The 17,799-nt window shown below is 68.4% G+C and carries 18 protein-coding genes and 2 tRNA genes; 11 read left to right on the forward strand and 9 right to left on the reverse strand.

Annotated features, from left to right (window positions below):
- Positions 1 to 125 precede the first annotated feature (125 nt).
- Both SCNU_RS05870 and aceE read right to left on the reverse strand, forming a co-directional pair.
- Entirely contained in the window at positions 126 to 1,403 is a 1,278-nt protein-coding gene (locus SCNU_RS05870) for a PucR family transcriptional regulator (RefSeq protein WP_009678432.1), read from the reverse strand.
- Positions 1,404 to 1,569: 166 nt separating this feature from the next.
- Positions 1,570 to 4,356, reverse strand: coding sequence for a pyruvate dehydrogenase (acetyl-transferring), homodimeric type (gene aceE, locus SCNU_RS05875; RefSeq protein ID WP_009678433.1), 2,787 nt, complete (start codon positions 4,354 to 4,356; stop codon positions 1,570 to 1,572).
- A 226-nt stretch (positions 4,357 to 4,582) separates the two neighbouring features.
- Between aceE and SCNU_RS05880 the strand changes: the two genes are divergently transcribed.
- From SCNU_RS05880 to SCNU_RS05890, 3 genes are all read left to right on the forward strand, one after another.
- Positions 4,583 to 5,104, forward strand: coding sequence for a hypothetical protein (locus tag SCNU_RS05880; protein WP_009678434.1), 522 nt, complete (start codon positions 4,583 to 4,585; stop codon positions 5,102 to 5,104).
- A gap of 167 nt (positions 5,105 to 5,271) precedes the next feature.
- A complete protein-coding gene (locus tag SCNU_RS05885) occupies positions 5,272 to 5,688 on the forward strand; it encodes a DUF3052 domain-containing protein (RefSeq protein ID WP_009678435.1) in 417 nt (138 codons plus the stop codon).
- Positions 5,688 to 6,170: a peroxiredoxin gene (locus SCNU_RS05890; protein ID WP_009678436.1), complete on the forward strand. Its 483-nt coding sequence runs from the start codon at positions 5,688 to 5,690 to the stop codon at positions 6,168 to 6,170. The genes SCNU_RS05885 and SCNU_RS05890 overlap by 1 nt, the downstream gene beginning before the upstream one ends.
- Positions 6,171 to 6,235: 65 nt before the next feature.
- On the opposite strand, the gene SCNU_RS05895 is transcribed toward SCNU_RS05890, so the two are convergent.
- Both SCNU_RS05895 and SCNU_RS05900 read right to left on the reverse strand, forming a co-directional pair.
- A complete protein-coding gene (locus tag SCNU_RS05895; protein ID WP_238526387.1) occupies positions 6,236 to 7,117 on the reverse strand; it encodes an SGNH/GDSL hydrolase family protein in 882 nt (293 codons plus the stop codon).
- A 135-nt stretch (positions 7,118 to 7,252) separates the two neighbouring features.
- On the reverse strand, positions 7,253 to 8,065 hold the full coding sequence (locus SCNU_RS05900) for a maleylpyruvate isomerase family mycothiol-dependent enzyme (protein ID WP_009678438.1): 813 nt from the start codon (positions 8,063 to 8,065) through the stop codon (positions 7,253 to 7,255).
- A gap of 126 nt (positions 8,066 to 8,191) precedes the next feature.
- Here SCNU_RS05900 and SCNU_RS05905 point away from each other — a divergent pair.
- Positions 8,192 to 8,266, forward strand: a tRNA-Val gene (locus tag SCNU_RS05905).
- A gap of 89 nt (positions 8,267 to 8,355) precedes the next feature.
- On the opposite strand, the gene SCNU_RS05910 is transcribed toward SCNU_RS05905, so the two are convergent.
- Both SCNU_RS05910 and SCNU_RS05915 read right to left on the reverse strand, forming a co-directional pair.
- Positions 8,356 to 8,427: transfer RNA gene (locus tag SCNU_RS05910), tRNA-Cys, on the reverse strand.
- Positions 8,428 to 8,496: 69 nt separating this feature from the next.
- Entirely contained in the window at positions 8,497 to 9,309 is an 813-nt protein-coding gene (locus SCNU_RS05915; RefSeq protein ID WP_009678439.1) for a spermidine synthase, read from the reverse strand.
- 35 nt (positions 9,310 to 9,344) lie between these two features.
- Between SCNU_RS05915 and SCNU_RS05920 the strand changes: the two genes are divergently transcribed.
- The 3 genes from SCNU_RS05920 (at position 9,345) to SCNU_RS05930 (ending at position 11,814) form a co-directional block, all read left to right on the forward strand.
- A complete protein-coding gene (locus tag SCNU_RS05920; protein ID WP_040517864.1) occupies positions 9,345 to 10,250 on the forward strand; it encodes a cobalamin biosynthesis protein in 906 nt (301 codons plus the stop codon).
- A 98-nt stretch (positions 10,251 to 10,348) separates the two neighbouring features.
- Positions 10,349 to 11,011, forward strand: coding sequence for a hypothetical protein (locus SCNU_RS05925; protein ID WP_050792766.1), 663 nt, complete (start codon positions 10,349 to 10,351; stop codon positions 11,009 to 11,011).
- Between the two features lie 158 nt (positions 11,012 to 11,169).
- A complete protein-coding gene (locus SCNU_RS05930) occupies positions 11,170 to 11,814 on the forward strand; it encodes a hypothetical protein (RefSeq protein ID WP_238526388.1) in 645 nt (214 codons plus the stop codon).
- A 66-nt stretch (positions 11,815 to 11,880) separates the two neighbouring features.
- On the opposite strand, the gene SCNU_RS05935 is transcribed toward SCNU_RS05930, so the two are convergent.
- Genes SCNU_RS05935 through SCNU_RS05945 form a run of 3 tightly spaced genes read right to left on the reverse strand, consistent with a single transcriptional unit; the run spans position 11,881 to position 14,075 of the window.
- Positions 11,881 to 12,828: an SURF1 family cytochrome oxidase biogenesis protein gene (locus SCNU_RS05935; protein WP_040517807.1), complete on the reverse strand. Its 948-nt coding sequence runs from the start codon at positions 12,826 to 12,828 to the stop codon at positions 11,881 to 11,883.
- 34 nt (positions 12,829 to 12,862) lie between these two features.
- Entirely contained in the window at positions 12,863 to 13,351 is a 489-nt protein-coding gene (locus SCNU_RS05940) for a low molecular weight protein-tyrosine-phosphatase (RefSeq protein ID WP_009678444.1), read from the reverse strand.
- Positions 13,344 to 14,075 (reverse strand): HAD hydrolase-like protein, encoded by a 732-nt coding sequence (locus tag SCNU_RS05945; RefSeq protein WP_050792767.1) that lies wholly within the window; start codon positions 14,073 to 14,075, stop codon positions 13,344 to 13,346. Before SCNU_RS05945 ends, SCNU_RS05940 begins: the two co-directional genes overlap by 8 nt.
- 22 nt (positions 14,076 to 14,097) lie before the next feature.
- Here SCNU_RS05945 and cobC point away from each other — a divergent pair, with 22 nt between their 5' ends.
- The 4 genes from cobC to SCNU_RS05965 are packed head-to-tail and all read left to right on the forward strand — an operon-like array spanning position 14,098 to position 17,757.
- Positions 14,098 to 15,219, forward strand: a complete 1,122-nt coding sequence (cobC, locus tag SCNU_RS05950) for an Rv2231c family histidinol phosphate aminotransferase CobC (protein WP_139025843.1) — start codon at positions 14,098 to 14,100, stop codon at positions 15,217 to 15,219.
- Positions 15,216 to 16,346 (forward strand): Nif3-like dinuclear metal center hexameric protein, encoded by a 1,131-nt coding sequence (locus tag SCNU_RS05955; RefSeq protein WP_040517809.1) that lies wholly within the window; start codon positions 15,216 to 15,218, stop codon positions 16,344 to 16,346. The genes cobC and SCNU_RS05955 overlap by 4 nt, the downstream gene beginning before the upstream one ends.
- On the forward strand, positions 16,343 to 17,101 hold the full coding sequence (locus tag SCNU_RS05960; RefSeq protein WP_009678448.1) for a zinc ribbon domain-containing protein: 759 nt from the start codon (positions 16,343 to 16,345) through the stop codon (positions 17,099 to 17,101). Before SCNU_RS05955 ends, SCNU_RS05960 begins: the two co-directional genes overlap by 4 nt.
- Before the next feature lie 32 nt (positions 17,102 to 17,133).
- Positions 17,134 to 17,757: a histidine phosphatase family protein gene (locus tag SCNU_RS05965; RefSeq protein WP_009678449.1), complete on the forward strand. Its 624-nt coding sequence runs from the start codon at positions 17,134 to 17,136 to the stop codon at positions 17,755 to 17,757.
- Positions 17,758 to 17,799 lie beyond the last annotated feature (42 nt).

The raw sequence follows: 17,799 nt of genomic DNA on the forward strand, positions 1-17,799 counted from the left end.
TAGGGTTCCTACAAATGTGACGTTGTCGGTGTTCCCATCGTCATCGGCCTGAGATCCGTTACCGCCTTGTCGTCATTTTTCTCCGAGCTGGGCCGATACGCCGCAACGACCGTGGCGAGTGTTACTCACGGGGCAGAAAGGGATGTTCCTTGATGGTTTCGTGCCAATCGGCCGATGGTCAGTGCGACACGCAGAACGAAGGCGTCGCGGGGGTTAGATGCGTCACGCCCGGTGATGTCTGTCACTTTTTTTAGGCGATACCGCACAGTATTTGGATGGATATACAGGGCGCGGGCACAAGTTTCGACCTGCCCTCCGCTCTCGAGATAGGCCTCGACGGTGTTGACGAGCGTCTCCGAGCCGTTGAGGGGCTCGACGATCGTCTCGTCCATCGTCTCGATCGCCGAACGATCTCCGTTGAGCGCGCGCTCGGGAAGCAGGTCCCAGCTGTACGCCGGACGCGGGGCATTCGGCCAACCGGCGACGGCGCGAATGCCCGCCATGGCCTCGACGGCGCTGGCGTGCGCGGAGCCGAGGTTCGGCGTCGTGGGGCCGATCACCACCGGCCCGTCGGCGAAGTGCTCGAGGAGATCGGTGAGGAAACGGTCGGACGGGCGCAGCGGTCCCTCGACGATCGCGACGAGCGTGCTGCCCTGGACCACCGACAGCGCGGCGCGGTCGTACTGCTTGGCGGTGTTGTGAATGGTGAGCGCCACGGAGACGTTCTGCTCGGGCGGCGGCGATCCGACGATCACCGTCGCCGCGGCCTCGGTCGACCAGTTCAGGGCCGCCGCCCTCGACAGCAGCTGGGGGCCTTCGTCGCCGCGGACCACCGCGTCCACCACCAGGGCCTCCATCCGGGAGTCCCAGGCGCCGCGCGACTCGGCCGCCGACGCGTAGATCGCCGCGGCGGCGAACCCGATCTCGCGTCCGTACCGCAGCACCGACTCGGTCAAGGCCCTGAGCTGGGCGTCGTTGCGGGCGAGCAGAGGGAGCCACTTCTCGAAGAACTCCATTGCGACGCGGACCATCTCCACGGTCTGGAGCAGGGAGATGCGCCGGGCGAGGTCCTGCGGCACCACCTGGAACGCCTGGACGGTGAACTTGACGTTCCCCTCGGGGTCCTGGATCCACTCGACGAAGTTGACGACGGCCGTCTGAACCACCAGCTGAACGCTGGCGCGTTGCGCGGCGTCCAGATCGCTGAAGTAGGGGAGCTGCTCGGACATGGAGTGGATGGCCTCGGTCGCGAGGCGCCCGCTGTACTGCTTGACCCGCCGCAGGAGCGTGTCGGGCAGGGCGTCGTGAACCGTGGCCGGAGCGGGCACGTGTGCCCCCCTCGCGCCGAAGACGTCGGTGGCGCGGGTGGTCTTCAGTCGCGGGTCGGCTTCGGGATCAGGCACGAGTTCAATGTAGACCGCGCCCGCGGGGTTGTGCCCGAGTCGTTCGGCTCCGACGGCGGCGGCCGCCGGATCGCGGCCGTTCGAGGTACATCGGCGGCCGGGCCGCGGATGCAGTGAACGCCGGCGACACGCGGTCGCCGGCGTTCACTTGTGTTGAGACGATGGATCAGGCGACGCCGGGATCGCTCGTCTGCTCGGGAGCAGCGGTCACGTCGTCGATCTGATACTTGCGCGCGGCGTCGGCCGCGACGGTGCGGTCGATCTTGCCGTCCCGCGCGAGCGCGACGAGCACACCGACGACGATCGACTCGGCGTCGATGTTGAAGTACCGGCGCGCCGCGGGGCGGGTGTCGGAGAAGCCGAACCCGTCCGCGCCGAGCGTCAGATACGTACCCGGCACATATGCGCGGATCTGTTCCTGGACGCCGCGCATGTAGTCGGAGACGCCGACGAACGGGCCCTTCGCGTACTGCAGCACCTCGGTGAGGTAGGGGCGCGTCGACGATCCCGGATTCCGGAGCTCGGCGCGATCGGCCGCGATGCCGTCGCGTGCCAGCTCCGACCACGAGGTCACCGAGTACACGTCGGCCGCCACGTCCCACTCTTCGGCGAGCAACTCCTGTGCGCGCAGGGCGTCGCCCATGGTCACACCGGAGACGAGGATGTTCGCGTAGTTCGAGGCCTGGGCCTCGGAGCGGCGGTACCGGTAGATGCCCTTGAGCAGTCCGGCCACGTCGAGGTCCGCAGGCTCCGCCGGTTGCGAGATCGGCTCGTTGTAGACGGTGACGTAGTAGAAGATGTTCTCGGCATCGGGGCCGTACATGCGCTCGAGGCCGTCGACGACGATGTGCGCGAGCTCGTAGGCGAACGCCGGATCGTAGGAGACGGCGCCCGGGTTGGTCGCGGCCAACAGAGGTGAATGGCCGTCGGCGTGCTGCAATCCCTCACCTGTGAGCGTGGTGCGGCCGGCGGTCGCACCGATGACGAAACCGCGCGTCATCTGATCGGCGGCGGCCCAGAGTCCGTCGCCGGTGCGCTGGAACCCGAACATCGAATAGAAGATGTACAGCGGAATCATCGGCTCGCCGTGCGTGGCGTACGAGGTGCCGACCGCCGTGAAGCACGCCGTGGAACCCGCCTCATTGATGCCCTCGTGCAGGATGCGGCCGTTCTCGGCCTCCTTGTACGCGAGCATCAGCTCGGCGTCGACCGAGGTGTAGTTCTGGCCGTGCGGGTTGTAGATCTTCAGCGTGGGGAACCACGAGTCCATGCCGAAGGTCCGCGCCTCGTCGGGGATGATCGGGACGATCCGCTTCCCGATCTCCTTGTCACGAAGGAGTTCCTTGAAGATGCGGACGAGAGCCATCGTCGTCGCGACCTGCTGGTTGCCCGAGCCCGCCGAGACCGCCTTGAGTGCGGGCGCCGGATCGGCCTGCAGCGGCTTCGCGGCGATCTTGCGGCTGGGCACGAAGCCGCCCAGCTGACTGCGCCGGTCGAGCATGTACTTGATCTCGGGCGAGTCCATTCCCGGGTGGTAGTACGGCGGCAGATACGGATCCGCTTCGAGCTGCGCATCGGTGATCGGGACGTGCGCGGTGTCGCGGAACGCCTTGAGATCGGCGAGCGTCATCTTCTTCATCTGATGGGTCGCATTGCGGCCCTCGAAGTGCTTGCCGAGGGTGTAGCCCTTGATGGTCTTGGCGAGAATCACGGTGGGCTGGCCCTTGTGCGCCATCGCCGCCGCATACGCGGCATAGATCTTGCGGTAGTCGTGACCGCCGCGCTTGAGGTTCCAGATGTCCTCGTCGGACAGGTCGTTGACGAGTTCCTTCGTCCGGGCGTCACGGCCGAAGAAGTGGTCGCGGATGAAGGCGCCGTCGTTGGCCCGATAGGTCTGGTAGTCGCCGTCGGTGGTCTTGTTCATCAAATTGACCAGTGCGCCGTCGTTGTCGGCGTGGAGCAGGCTGTCCCACTCGCGGCCCCAGACCACCTTGATCACGTTCCAGCCGGCGCCGCGGAAGAACGACTCCAGCTCCTGGATGATCTTGCCGTTGCCGCGGACCGGGCCGTCCAGGCGCTGGAGGTTGCAGTTGATCACGAAGGTGAGGTTGTCGAGACCGTCGGTCGCCGCCACCTGGGCCAGACCGCGCGACTCGGGCTCATCCATCTCGCCGTCGCCGAGGAAGGCCCAGACGTGCTGGTCGGAGGTGTCCTTGATGCCGTTGCCGTGCAGGTACTTGTTGAATCGCGCCTGGTAGATCGCATTCATCGGGCCGATGCCCATGGAGACGGTCGGGAACTGCCAGAACTCGGGCATCAGCCGCGGGTGCGGGTACGACGGCAGTCCGCCGCCCTCTCCCGCATGGCTCTGCTCCTGCCGGAAACCGTCCAGTCGGGCTTCGTCGATGCGGCCCTCGAGGAACGCGCGAGCGTAGATGCCCGGCGATGCGTGGCCCTGGATGAAGACCTGGTCGCCGCCACCGGGGTGATCCTGCCCGCGGAAGAAGTAGTTGAAGCCGACCTCGTACAGCGAGGCCGACGAGGCGTATGTCGAGATGTGGCCGCCGACGCCGATGCCGGGACGCTGAGCGCGGTGCACCATGATGGCGGCGTTCCAGCGGATCATCGCGCGGTAGCGGCGTTCGAGGTCCTCATCGCCGGGGAACTCGGGTTCCAGCTCGGTCGGGATCGTGTTGACGTAATCGGTATTGGTCAGCGCGGGGATTCCCACGCGCTTGTCCTCGGCCCGTTCGAGGATGCGGAGCATGAGGTAGCGCGCACGCTCCGGGCCCGCGTCGGCGAGCATCGCATCGAAGGATTCGAGCCACTCGTCGGTCTCGGTCGGATCGTTGTCGACCAGGTAGGACGCGACGCCGTCCCGGATGACCTGAACGCGGCTGCCGCTGGCCGCCGGTGTCTCGGCCTGGTCGGTGCCGGCGATCTGATCGGTCACTATCTGCCACCTATCTCGCAGGTCGGCTGTGCGATTGCCGCAGCCGGGCCTGCATGTCGGGGCCGCCGGGGTGGGGCGGCCGGATACGCGCCGCAGACGATGGATGCGGCCTTGTATCTATCGTGCCGCACATCACCTGGTTTGAGCTAGATGTGTCCAGTCACATTCTCCGAGGCTGCGGTAACCTGCTCGTACTCGAACGAACTCGTCCCGAAAGGGGATCGGTGTGGGCCGCACGGCTCGGTCCGTCGCGGCCGCCACGATCGCGCTGTGCCTCGTCACGTCGGCCGCGTGCAGTTCCGGAACACCGTCCGACGAGGGTGTCGCCCATCCCGGGACCTTGACCGAGACGGTGTCCCGGGCGCTCGCGTCGGAGTCGGAGAAGATCTCCGTGGTGCGGCTGTGTCAGCAGGTGGTCGCCTCGGCCGGGGTGATGGTGCGAGACTACAACGCGTTCATCAAGCGGCTCAACGATGTTCAGGACTATGCGAAGCTCGGTTCCGAGGCGCGCTGGGCCGTGGACACCCTGAATACCGGTGCCGACGAGGTCCGTAAAGCGGTGTCACCGGACGTCCCGTCGAGCATCGATGGTCAGGTCGAGGCGTTCGTGTCCAGTTCCGAGCGGCTCGCCGAGCAGATCGACGCGAAGCGGCGGCAGGCGCTGAACGCCGCGTCGGACAAGTGGAGCGGCGACCGGACCTCACTCCTCGACACCTGCTCGGAGTATCTGCCCGCAGGCAGTGCCTGACGCGCGCGAAATCGCTTGCGAAACGCCCAGATCCCACAGTTCAGGTCGTTAGACACTGTGCGCGAGGGTAGTTTGCCTTTACGCTGTTTCTAAGTTGCGTCGGCGTGACGTGGCTCGGCCCGCGTGAAGAGCGTGGGTCCGCAGACATCGAATGGAGGGCACACGCGGTGGTAACCGCCCCAGAAGGCAGGGCCGTCAAGCTCGGTTTCACCAACGGCATGGTGGTGCAGGAGATCGGGTGGGACGAGGACACCGACGATGATCTTCGGATCGAGATCGAAGACGCGATCGATGCGGAGATGCTCGACGACGACGCCGTCGACGTCATGGACGCCGTGGTGCTGTGGTGGCGCGACGACGACGGCGACCTGGTCGACGCGCTGATGGATGCGATCGGACCGCTCGCCGAAGGCGGATTCATCTGGGTGCTCTCGCCCAAGACCGGGCGCGACGGATACGTCGACCCGAGCGAGATCGCGGAGGCTGCGCCGACCGCGGGTCTCACGCAGACCTCGGTGATCAGTCTCGGGGACTGGTCGGGCGCACGACTGGTGACCCCGAAGGCTCGCGCAGGGAAGCGCTGATGACCGCTCAGTCGGTTGCCGGACCGATCGAGATCGGTTCGCGCGCACCGGACTTCGAGCTCCGTGACCAGAACAACCAGGTGGTCAGGCTCTCCGACCTGCGCGATCGCGATGTGTTGATCGTGTTCTTCCCCCTGGCCTTCACCGGCACGTGCGAAGGCGAACTCGGGTTCCTGCGCGACAACCTGCCGCGCTTCGACAACGATTACGTCACAGTGGTCGCGGTGTCGGTCGGGCCGCCGCCGACGCACAAGGTGTGGTCGTCCGCGCAGGGGTTCCTGTTCCCGATTCTCGCCGACTTCTGGCCGCACGGCGCAGTCGCCGACGCCTACGGAGTCTTCGATGTCGAGCGCGGTTTCCCGAACCGGGGAACGTTCGTCGTCGGTCGCGACGGCACGGTCAAGTTCTCGGCGATGGTCGGACCGGGGGAGCAGCGCGGAGACGAGACTTGGGATGCGGCCCTCGCGGTCGTCGGACACTGACGAACCCCGCATAGACCATTCGACCCCGATCGGTTGCGCCGATCGGGGTCGTCTTGCGTCGGTCGTCAGCGGCGGGGGAACGAGGTCGCCAGTGCGCTGGCGAACAGTCGGTTCCGCTGAATCATCGCCGCCGACGTGTAGTGGACTCCATCGACGTACCACGACGGGTCGGTGTGCTTCGCGAAGTCGTACACGCGCAGGTTCGGGTATCGCTGCGCCGCGCGGCGCAGGGCGGCGTTGAACGCCTTCATGTGCGAGTTCGCGTAGTCCGGGACATCCGGACCCGCGGTGCGGACCGTCGGCCACAGCACCGGGCGCCCGGCGAGTCGCTGCATGACCCGGTCGATGCGCCGGTCGGCGTTGATTGGATTGCCCTGTGCGATCAGGGCGGCGTCGTTGGCGCCGAGCGCGATGATCCAGCAGCCGTCGCGTCCGTGCGCGAGCTCGGTGCCGATGGCTTCCAGGCCGCTCTGCTGCCCGCCGACACGCTCCGTCACCGAGCGGCCGTTGATGGCATCCAGATACACGTTCTCCGCACCGACGCGCCGGTACTGCGCGGTCATCCGGTCCGACGGGCTCGGCACCCGCAGCGAGTTGTCGAGCCCGACCGAGGTCGAGTCGCCGATCTGGACGACGGTCTTGCACATCGTCTTCTGATTCGGACGCGGCAGGTTCTTCGTGCCCGAACCCTGCGGGTGGGTCAGCATCCAGAGGTACGACGGGACGTCGAACATGGTGTCGGAGAACCCGCGCTGGGTGCCGAGTTCCTGGGTGATCACCCGAGACACCACGTCGAGCGTGCCGGCCGCGTCGGTCTTGGCGGACGCGGCCGGAGCGACGATCGACGAGACGGCGACGGTCGCGGCGAGGACTGCGGCCGCTCGACGTCCACGTCGCATCGTGCTCCGACGTGCGGGCGGGGTGGTGTCAGGGTTCTCAGCAGTCACAATGTCTCCATTGGACCGGACGCACGACAGCCGCGGCAACGCGGTTCGGTGTCGGATGGGTCACATTCCCCGCGCCCGCCCGGGCTCGGAACCGGCGACCTGGGACGACCTTCGGGAACCTCTGAACCGGCTCTTTCAGATCAGATAGTGCAGACTGCGGATCACCGCGGCGCCGAGCACGGTGTCGCCGGAGACCTCGACGTCGACGTTCTCGGCTGCGGGTCGGCCGCCGGCGCAGCGGGCCAGATCGGCGCCGTCGAGCCGCAGTGTGACATCGGGCTCGCCGTCGATCCCCGGCACGACCGCCGAGCGGTCCTCGGTCGCGATGTAGACGGTGAACGGGTAGACGCCGGTGATCTCGAAGCACACCGTGCTGCCGACTTCGGCGCGTGCCTTCTTGCCGACGATGTACGGCATCGAGGCCTCGATCTCGCGTAGTGCCCAGTGCGCGGGTTCCGGATTCTGCGGGTCGCCGAGGCCGAGCGAGTCGCGGATGTCGATCTCGTGCACCCAGCAGTCGAAGTCGCGGATCCGCATGAACCGCCCGTACGAGTCGGGGCCGGCGGGCGTCGCCGACTCGGCGTCCCACTGTCCCTCGGTCATTCCGTGCAGCGTCTTGCTGCGGTCCGCGGTCACTGAACGCAGGTCGGCCATCAGTTCGTCGCGGGACCTAGCGCGGTAGTGGTCGATCCACCGCTCGTTGAGTTCACCGATCGGATTCTTCACGTGCTCGACGGTGCTCGCGTCGATGGTCGAGTCCGGCTGCAGACCCGCCAGCATCGATTCGGTGCCGACGATGTGGGCGACGATGTCCCGCACCTGCCAGCCGGGCAGCGTCGACGGCGCGGTCCACTGCTCGTCGGTCAGCGACGACGCGAGGTCGTCGATCACCTTCCACTGGGTCTCGAGTGCGGTGATCAGCGGTTCCTGCGGAACGATGGTCGTCACTGGGGGTCCTTCCAGACGTTGAGGGCTCGCCGTCCACGCTAGTCCGCGTCGTCGCGCACATCCCGGTTTGGGCCGGACACCTTCCAGCCGATATCTTGGTGTGGGCCGAGCCACGTTCTCGGCGAGGCGCGTATAGCTCAGCGGTAGAGCTCTGGTCTTACACACCAGCGGTCAGGGGTTCGAATCCCTTTGCGCGCACCATCATTCGCTGCATCCGCGTACCAAACCTGCATCCGCGTGCACCCGGACAGGCGCGGATGCAGGTTCGGTACGCGGATGACGGACAGTAGAGCGGATGGCAGGATTCGAACCCGCGTCGCACGGTTTTGCAGACCGCTGCCTTGCCTCTCAGCCACACCCGCAGGGTTCTCACTGTTACGCGTATGGGCGATTCCGACCACCGTTACGGTCGGCGTGAGTTCAACCGGCAGTCACTCGACGGGTACGTCGCGCTGGATCGGGCCGGAGCCGAAGGAGCGGGCGGCGGCGCCCGTCATCAGCCGAGCGGGCTCGGGGTCGGCGCGCAGGCGGCGCTCGAGTTCGGCCGAGTCGGGCACCGGGCCGTCGGAGGCGACGACGATGATGTTCCCGCTGCGACGGCCCTTGAACATCGACGGATCGGCGATCAGGGCGACGTCGTCGAACACCTCACCGATGGTCGCGACCTCGCTGCGGACGGAGCGCAGATCGCGGCGGTCGCCGCAGTTCGCGATGTAGAGACCGCCGGGAACGAGCACGCGCCGGACGGCTTCGGTGAACTCGACGGTCCTGAGGTGTGTCGGGGTGAGGCTCTCGGCGAAGGCATCGCGGATGACGACGTCGCGCGTCTGCGCCCGCAGATCGGAGACCACCTCGCGGGCGTCCCCGACGCGGATGCGCAGGCGGGGAGCGCGGGGGAGGTCGAACCACTCGCGGGCGAGCCTCGCGAGTTCGGCGTCGATCTCGACGGCGACGTGTCGCGACTCGGGGTAGGCGTGCGCGAGATGACGCGGCAGCGCGCACGCCGCCGCACCCAGGTGCAGGACGCGGAGTGGCTCGGCGCGGTCGGGGTAACGGTCCTCGATGGCGGCGACGGCCTGGCGCATGTACTCGAACTCCAGGAGTTCGGGGTCGGCCGCGATGTGGCTGCTCTGCGCGCCGTTGACCGAGAGCAGCCAGCCGCCCTCGCGGTCGGAGGTCAGCTCGGCGGTGCCGGTGGAGATGTCGAAGGAGCCGGGTTCGGGCTCGGGACGTGCGGTGGCCATCGAAGCCGATGGTATCGCGTCGATACGATCACCTGATGCGCAGGAATCGGTCGGAAGCGGTGGGTCTCGTGGTCGGCGCGGCGGCGGACGCGGCCGTCGGGGACCCGCAGCGCTATCACCCGGTCGCCGGATTCGGGACTGCCGTATCCCGTGTGGAGCGGCTGACGTACACCGACAGCCGACCGGTCGGAGCCGCCTTCGCAGTCGGGTGGATCGGCGCGGCGGCGACAGCCGGAGCACTCGCCCGGAGGGCGGGCTGGCTGGGAACTGCGGCGGCGACGTTCACCGCCCTGGGCGGGACCTCCCTGTGCACCGTCGGCGAGCAGATCGCGGACGCACTGGACGCCGGGGACATCGAGGAGGCGCGACGGCTCGTCTCGGGTCTCGTCGGCCGGGACCCGAACCTGCTCGACGAATCGGGGATCTGCCGGGCCGCGGTGGAGTCGATCGCCGAGAACACCTCCGACGCGGCGGTCGCGCCGCTGTTCTGGGGCGCGGTCGCGGGTGCACCGGGATTGCTCGGCTATCGGGCGGCGAACACCCTCGACGCCATGATCGGCTACCGCTCAGAGCGCTACCTCCGGTTCGGCTGGGCGGCGGCGCGGATCGACGATGGCGCCAACCTCGTCCCGGCACGGCTGACGGCGCTGATCGCCGCGGTCGTGAGCGGCCGTCCGGGCGACGCGTGGCGGGCGGTGCGCAGAGACGCCGCCAAACATCCCAGTCCGAACGCGGGAGTCGTCGAAGCGGCGTTCGCGGGGGCCTTGGGCATCGAGTTGGGCGGCCGGACCATCTACGCTCACGGGACGGAGGAGCGGCCGACGCTAGGGGACGGCCATGCTCCGACTGCCGCGGACCTGCGTGCGGCAGTCGTACTGTCACGGCGAGTTCAGGCGGCGGCCGCGGCCTTGGCGGTGGGCGGGCGTTGGTGGATGGGCTGAACTGCTGCTTCTCGGTGGAAACGCCGGAACCGTCGCTTCGCCGGACTACTGTTCGCGGTAGCGCGGACTCCACATGTCGTCCGCGGAAGAGGTGGAACATGACACGGAATCTGCGTTTGTCGGCTGTTGGAGTGTCGGTCGCGGGGGTGGTCGCCGTACTGGCCGCGGCGCCGGGGACTGCGGGCGCGGCCGGGAAGGGGACCGCGCTCTCGGCACACGACAACGGCGACTGCACTGTCACCATCACGCTGACGAACTATACGAACACGACGTACTACCAGCCCGACTGGTGGTTCGACCAGGAGGGACCGCCGCCTGCGAACGGTTCGGATCCGGCGGACTTCGTCTCGCCGTGGCGAGAGGTCCCGTCGACTGGAACCAACTGGCCGTTCGCCAGATGGATCGGCGATCCGCCCCTGCATTCCGAGGTTGCGGACGGTGTCGCGAAATGGCCTGGCTCGCCTTACAACTCGAGCGCCCAGCCCGACGGCTACGAGTCGAGTGCGACTATCGATCCCCGCGAAGCGGAGAACCCGGCACCGCCTGCAGTCGCCGACGACGGCTCATACACGATCTGGTTCCGAATCAACAACGGTCCGCAGACAGCCGACCGGGTCCCGCCGGCTTCGGTCAAGGTGACCGGTTGTGAGTCCAGTGGCGGCTCGTCGGACGGTTCCAGCGGGGGCTCGAGCGGTTCCACCGGAGGGTCGCTCGACTTCGGCTCACTCGACTTCGGTTCGATCTTCAAGCCGTTCAGTTGAGCATCTGCGCTGACCGTGGCAGATCTGTGCGCTGCGGTCGTCGGGTGGAGGGCGCGCCCCCTGAATAGCTGACTACTCACCGGTAGCCGAAGCCGGAATCGGAATGATTGCTACTTTCGCCCGAGTTCGACTATCGAAGGGAATCGATGATGAATCGGATGAATCGGTCCGCTGTGGCCCTCGGATCAGTTGTGGCCGCAGCGGCCACGGTGGCAGCTGTCGCAGGGCCCGCGAGCGCGGTACCTGCGCCCGGATCTCCCGAGGGGGCGGTCACCTTCTCCGCACGTGATCTCGGTGGCTGCCGCGCCGAGTTCTCGATCGTCAACAAGACGAACGTGACGACATACACCATCGATTGGCGAGTCGACGAGGAGGACGGCCGGACGATTGCTGGCATCGACTTCCCGGTCTACCGAACCGGCGGAATGTCCTCGAAGGCCAACTCGCCGACCTGGCCGGACGAGGTTCCCGCCAACACGGTCGACAATCGGACGATGGTCTCCGACCGTGATCCGGTGACGGCGACCTACATCCAGGACCTCAAGAATCCGACCGGCGAGTTCAAGCCGGCCCTGCCGAACCCGGATGCCGCGACCCACCGTGTCGATTACCGGATCGTCCTCGGTCCACCCGGGAACAACGGGCAGACGCCGAATGAGCAGCCCGAATGGCTCGGCGACCGCCAGTGGCGCACGATCACCGTCACGGGTTGCGCCGCGGCACCGGATCCCGGAACAGGTTCCGTCGGCGGCGGATCGTCGTCCGGTTCTCTCGGAGATCTGCTCGGCGGTCTCTTCGGCTGACGCGGCGCTCGCCGGCGGGCGGTACGGGCGACGGCGTCACAGCCGGGCGAACGGCGGATCGACGCACTACTTGCCGTACCGCTGGGCCAGTTTCGCTTTCACATCCTGATCGGAGTCGTCCGCGACCGCGCCGCCACCGATCTCGGCGGTCTCCTTGGCGACCATGTCGTTGCCGGAGTAGGTGCTCGCTCCGCGGAGCTCGTCGCGAATCCGGTCGCGGTCCTTGCGCGGCGGCGGAGGCGGGGCATCGGAGCCGGCGTCGTCGGCGTTATGCTTCGCTGTCCGACGGGCTTTGACCTCCGAGTAGATGAAGTACGCCGCGCCGAGCGGCGCCATCACTCCGAACGCGAGCCACTGCAGGCCGTACGAGAGATACGGCCCCGACTCCAGCTGCGGCAGCGCGATCTCCCCGAGCGATCCCGGCTGATTCGGCGACAACTGGAGATAGAGTCGGTCGCTCGTCAGTGCCGTGCTCTCGCCGATCAGCCCGGTGTCGATCGTGTAGGCCGTTCGCACGCCGTTCTCGGTACGCGGCTCCTTGCCGGGGCTGGTGCTCTCGGTCTTCCGGAGCCGCGCGGTGATCGTCACCTCTTCGGTGGGGGCGGGCGGCACGTCGACGCGGTTGTTGTCAACGGGCCGGACGTAGCCGCGGTCGACGAACAGGACGCGATCGGTACCGGCGACCTGGAACGGCGTCACGACCTCGACCGCAGGCCGCTCGTCGACGACGCGGAGGCGGATCTGCACCTGCTTGTCGTCGAGGTAGTGTCCGGTGACCCGGACCTCCCGCCATTCGGAATCGGGGTCCAGCGGTCGTCCGGCGGGGGCCAGCTCATCGATCGGGACCGGCTGCGTGGACTCGGCGGTGCGGATCAGATCGTTGCGGTGCTCGGTGTCCGAGTTCTTGCCCAGCTGCCACGGCGCCAGCACCGTGAAGCAGGCTGCGGCGAAGGTGACCACGAAGACCGCGAGCAGCAGCCATCCGGGCCGAAGGAAAGACTTGAGCACACGCACGGCTCCAGATTACTGGCCGTCGTGTGCTCGCCCGTCAGGCGTCGTCGGCCAACGTGGCGTGCACCCACGCCAGAAGGCCTGGAACTGCGGCTTCGATCTGCTCGCGGACGAGTGTGAAATCGGCCGGGCTGCCGTAGAACGGGTCCGGGACGTCGGGACCGTCGGCGTGGGGGTCGAAACTGCGCAGCAGTCGAACACGGTCGCCGAGGCGTTTGCGCTCCAATTCGGCGACGTGGCCGGAGTCCGCCGCCACCAGCAGATCCGCGGACAGGTGGTCCGGGGTCAGCTGAGCGGCGACGTGATGGTCGGAGTACCCGTGGGCGAGGAGTTCGGTGCGCGCGCGATTGTCGGCGGGTTCGCCGATGTGCCAACCGCCGGTGCCTGCGCTGCTGACACGCACCCGATCGGTCAGGCCCTCCTCTTCGACGGCGGCGGTGAAGATCGACTCCGCCATCGGGGACCGACAGATGTTGCCGGAGCAGACGAAGCACACGTGCAGTTGGCGGGGCGAGTTGTCAGACACCGAGTTCCTCACGCAATCGCTGGACCGAGTCGACGGTCCATTGGTCGGTCGTGCGGCCGGCCACGCGGCCGAGTCCGGCGGCGGCCTGGGCGGCCTCGAGTTCCCCCGGCGGAGCGTATCCCCACCTCACCCCGATCGTCGGGATGCCGTGTGCGGCCGCTCCGAGTACATCGTGCGATCGATCGCCGATCATCACGACTCGTGGCGTTGTCACATTCGACTGTAATACGTCCAGCACGTGATCGATGACGTCTGCCTTGGTCGGGCGTGTGCCGTCGTCGCTCGCACCGGCAACGTGAGTGAAGTACGGTGCCAGCCCGAAATGCTCGACGATCCGGCGCGCGATCGGCTCGTTCTTACTGGTCGCGACCGCCATCGTCCGGCCCGCGGCGGCGAGGTCGGCGATCAGCTCGCCCATGCCGTCGAACACCCGGTTCTCCAACCAGCCGACCCGGTGATAGCGCTCGCGGTAGGCGGCGACGGCCGCGGTGATCTGCGCGTCGTCGAGACCGTACGCCGCCATGGAGGCCCGCAGCGGCGGTCCGACGATCCCGCGCAGGAAGTCGGCGGACGGCGCCTCCACACCGATTCGCCCGAGCGCGTGGACATAGGACCGCGTGATGCCCTCGTGGCTGTCGGTGATGGTGCCGTCGAGATCGAACAGCAGGACGGTGCCGGGGTCGTCGGCGCGCACGGGCGCGGGGCTGGAACTCACCCGACCCATCGTGCACGTAGTGTCGACGATCATGACATCGGGCACTGTGAACCCACCGGGGAATCCGCTGCCGGGCTCCGCCGAGCTCTTCGACCCCGACCGGCACGGCGATGAGGACGCCGCGCCCGGCGTCCTCGATTTCGCGGTGAACGTCCGGCCGGGGCCACCGGACTTCCTGGCGTCGGCGCTCGGCCGCCGGATCGCCGATCTCGGCGCCTATCCGAGCACTGCCGACGTCGACGCGGCGACCCGGGCGGTGGCCGACCTTCACGGCCGCGACCCGTCGGAAGTGCTGCTGCTCGGTGGCGCCGCTGAGGGCTTCGAGCTGCTGGCCAAGCTGAATGCACGCCACGCGGCGCTGATCCAGCCGTCGTTCACCGAGCCCCGGCGCGTGCTCGAGGCCGCGGGCACCCGGATCTCCGACGTCGTCCTCGCCGAGCCGTGGACGCTGGGCGGGGCGGTCGTGCCCGACGACGCGGATCTGGTGGTGCTCGGCAACCCCACCAATCCGACCTCGGTGCTGCACGGCCGCGCGCAGATCGACGACCTGCGTCGTCCCGGACGGATCATCGTGGTGGACGAGGCCTTCGCGGACCTCACCGTCGGCGCCGACGGCAGGCACGAGCCGGAGTCGCTGGCCGGGGAGGTCGCAGACGACCTGATCGTGATCCGATCCATCACCAAGACCTTCGCGCTCGCCGGGCTGCGTGCCGGCTATCTCCTCGCGTCGGCCGAGGTGGTCGGACGACTGGAGCATGGGCGCAGGCACTGGCCGCTCGGCACGCTGGCGTTGGTGGCGCTCGAGACATGCCTGGGGCCGACCGGTCAGCAATACGCGCGCGAGCAGGCCAGCCGAGTCGCGGCCGATCGCGACGGTCTGCTCGGCCGCCTCGCGACGATCGGGCTGGTGCCTGCCGGGCCGCCCGCCGCATCATATGTGATGGTCCGGGTGCCGCACGCGCTCGAGGTGAAGGACGGCCTGCGTCGCCGCGGCATCGCCGTGCGGAGTTGCGCGAACTTCGTCGGGCTCGACGCCGACCACCTGCGGATCGCGGTCCGCGGACCGGAACAGACCGACGCGCTGATCGCGGCGATGCAAGATGTGATGGCAGAGGTCCGACAGCGCCGCGGCGCGGAGAGCGAGGTCCGATGAGTCCCCGGGTGAGCGACGTCGTCGCGGAACTGGAACGCAGGTACCCGCCGAGTCTGGCCGAGAGCTGGGACGCGGTCGGTCTGGTGTGCGGTGATCGCGCGGAGTCCGCACGCCGGGTGCTGGTCTGCGTCGACGTGACCGACGCCGTGGTGGACGCGGCGCTGGCCGACGGCGTCGAGCTGATCGTCGCGCACCATCCGCTGCTGATGCGCGGGGCCACGTCGGTCGCCGCGGATACCTCGAAGGGCCGGATCGTGCACCGGCTGATCCGCGGTGGGTGCGGACTGTTCTCGGCGCACACCAATGCGGACAAGGCGCGCAGCGGGGTGTCCGACGCCCTCGCCGAGGTCCTCGGAGTCCTGGATACGGTCCCGCTGGCGGCCGAGCCCGTCGCACCGCTCGACAAGTGGATCGTGATGGTGCCCGAGGGCAATGCCGACCAGGTCAGCGAGGCGATGTTCGGTGCGGGTGCCGGCGCGATCGGCGACTATCGCGACTGCCAGTGGAGCGTGGTCGGCACCGGCCAATTCCTGCCGATGGACGGGGCCGAGCCCGCGGTCGGCGCCGTCGGGAACCTGACGCGCGTCGACGAGGAGCGACTCGAGATGGTCGCGCCGCGCGGTCGCCGGGGCATGGTGCTGGAAGCGCTGCGCGCGGCGCACCCCTACGAGGAGCCGGCGTTCGACGTCTTCGAGCAGGCCGCCGTGGGCAGTGACGTCGGTCTGGGACGGATCGGCAGGCTGCCGACCGCGATGACGTTCGCGGACTTCGTCGATCACGCCGGCCGGGTGTTGCCGAAGGCGTCGTGGCCGATCCGGGGAGCGGGCGATCCCGATGCCAGGATCGAGACCGTCGCGGTCTGCGGCGGTGCGGGCGATTCCCTGATCGGCGCCGCGGCCGCCGCGGGCGCGGACGTCTACCTGACCGGCGATCTGCGGCATCACGTGGTCGACGAGGCGCGTCGCACCGCCGGTCCGGCCCTGGTCGATGCCGGACATTGGGCGACCGAATTCCCCTGGTGCGCCACCGTCGCCGATATCCTGACCGAGATCGGTTGCCAGGCAACTGTTTTTGAAGACGCTACCGACCCCTTTGCGGTGGTCCCCGGTTCGAAGGAGAACTCGTGAAGGTTCCGAACGCTCAGCAGCGGCAGCTGCTCGATCTCGCCGAACTCGACGCCGACATCGCCAAGGCGCGCCACGAGCGCCGCAACCTGCCGGAGGACGCCGCGCTGGCCGAACTGGCGACCGAGATGGAGACCATTCGCGAGGACCGGGCGCGCGCCCAGGTGGCCGTCGACGATCTGCAGACCGAGTACGAGCGGGTGGACGCCGAGCTGACCGGGACGTCGGAGCACCTGCGACGCGACCGGTCGCAGATCGATTCGGGGTCCCTCAACCACAAGGCGCTCTCGGAACTGCAGCACGAGGTGACCGGACTCGAGCGTCGAGCCGAAGCGCTGGAGACCGAACTGCTCGAGGTGATGGAGCAGCAGGAGGCCACCGGCGTCGAAGCCGAGCGCACGGAGGCGGCCCTGCTGCACGCCACCGAGCGCGAACTCGATCTGATCTCTCGTCGCGACGCCGCGGGGATCGCGGTCGACGAGCGCGTCGAAGATCTGGAGACCAAGCGGTCGGCGGCCGCCGACGGAATCGACGCGGCCCTGCTGGCGATCTACGAGAAGCTTCGCAGTCAGGGAAAGGTCGGCGCCGGACTGGTGCGGCAGCGCCGGTGCGGTGCGTGCCGGATGGAGATGGACCCGCGGACGCTCGCGGGCATCGCCGCCGCGGACGATGACGAGGTGCTGCGGTGCGAGGAATGCGGCGCGATCATGGTGCGGACCGAGCAGTCGGGTCTGCCCAAGCCGGGGTCGCCCGAGTGAGCGGTTCCGCTGCGCCCAGCTGGCAGGGGCAGATGGCCGAGCCCACCCGGATCGTCCTGCTGAGGCACGGGCAGACGGCGCTGTCGGTGGACCGCCGCTACTCGGGGCGCGGAAACCCCGAGCTGACCGACCTCGGGCGATCGCAGGCCGCCGCCGCGGGTGCCCGAATCGGGTGCGGTGCGCTCGGGCCGATCGACGCGGTGCTGTCCTCGCCGCTGACCAGGACCGTGGAGACCGCGCGCGCGGCCGCCGACGCTCTCGGCCTGGAGGTCGAGGTCTGCGACGGGCTGATCGAGACCGACTTCGGCGCCTGGGAGGGGCTGACGTTCCGTGAGGCGGCCGAGAGCGATCCGCAGTTGCACCGCAGCTGGTTGGGCGACCCGGCGGTCGCGCCGCCCGGCGGTGAGAGCTTCGCCGCGGTGGGCGAGCGGATCGCGACCACGCGAGCCGACATCGTCAGTCGATTCCCCGGCCGGACGGTGCTGGCCGTCTCGCACGTCACGCCGATCAAGACGATGCTGCGCCAGGCGCTCACCGTCGGCCCCGAACTGCTCTTTCGGCTGCACCTCGACCTGGCGTCGATCTCCATCGTCGAGTTCTATCCCGACGGTGGCTCGGTGGTCCGGCTCGTCAACGACACCGCGCATCTGCAGTAGACGCGGCCATTCGTCGTCCCCGGACTCCGGGGGCTATTCTTG

Origin of the sequence: Gordonia neofelifaecis NRRL B-59395 (assembly GCF_000192435.1) — a bacterium.
GTDB lineage: Bacteria > Actinomycetota > Actinomycetes > Mycobacteriales > Mycobacteriaceae > Gordonia > Gordonia neofelifaecis.

Excerpts from the sequence above, each read along its gene's own strand:
- SCNU_RS05890 (WP_009678436.1), top strand. The coding sequence starts at position 5,688 with ATGACCGCTCAGTCGGTTGCCGGACCGATCGAGATCGGTTCGCGCGCA.
- SCNU_RS05915 (WP_009678439.1), bottom strand. The coding sequence starts at position 9,309 with ATGGCCACCGCACGTCCCGAGCCCGAACCCGGCTCCTTCGACATCTCC.
- SCNU_RS05920 (WP_040517864.1), top strand. The coding sequence starts at position 9,345 with ATGCGCAGGAATCGGTCGGAAGCGGTGGGTCTCGTGGTCGGCGCGGCG.
- SCNU_RS05925 (WP_050792766.1), top strand. The coding sequence starts at position 10,349 with ATGACACGGAATCTGCGTTTGTCGGCTGTTGGAGTGTCGGTCGCGGGG.
- SCNU_RS05930 (WP_238526388.1), top strand. The coding sequence starts at position 11,170 with ATGAATCGGTCCGCTGTGGCCCTCGGATCAGTTGTGGCCGCAGCGGCC.
- SCNU_RS05945 (WP_050792767.1), bottom strand. The coding sequence starts at position 14,075 with ATGGGTCGGGTGAGTTCCAGCCCCGCGCCCGTGCGCGCCGACGACCCC.
- cobC (WP_139025843.1), top strand. The coding sequence starts at position 14,098 with ATGACATCGGGCACTGTGAACCCACCGGGGAATCCGCTGCCGGGCTCC.
- SCNU_RS05955 (WP_040517809.1), top strand. The coding sequence starts at position 15,216 with ATGAGTCCCCGGGTGAGCGACGTCGTCGCGGAACTGGAACGCAGGTAC.
- SCNU_RS05965 (WP_009678449.1), top strand. The coding sequence starts at position 17,134 with ATGGCCGAGCCCACCCGGATCGTCCTGCTGAGGCACGGGCAGACGGCG.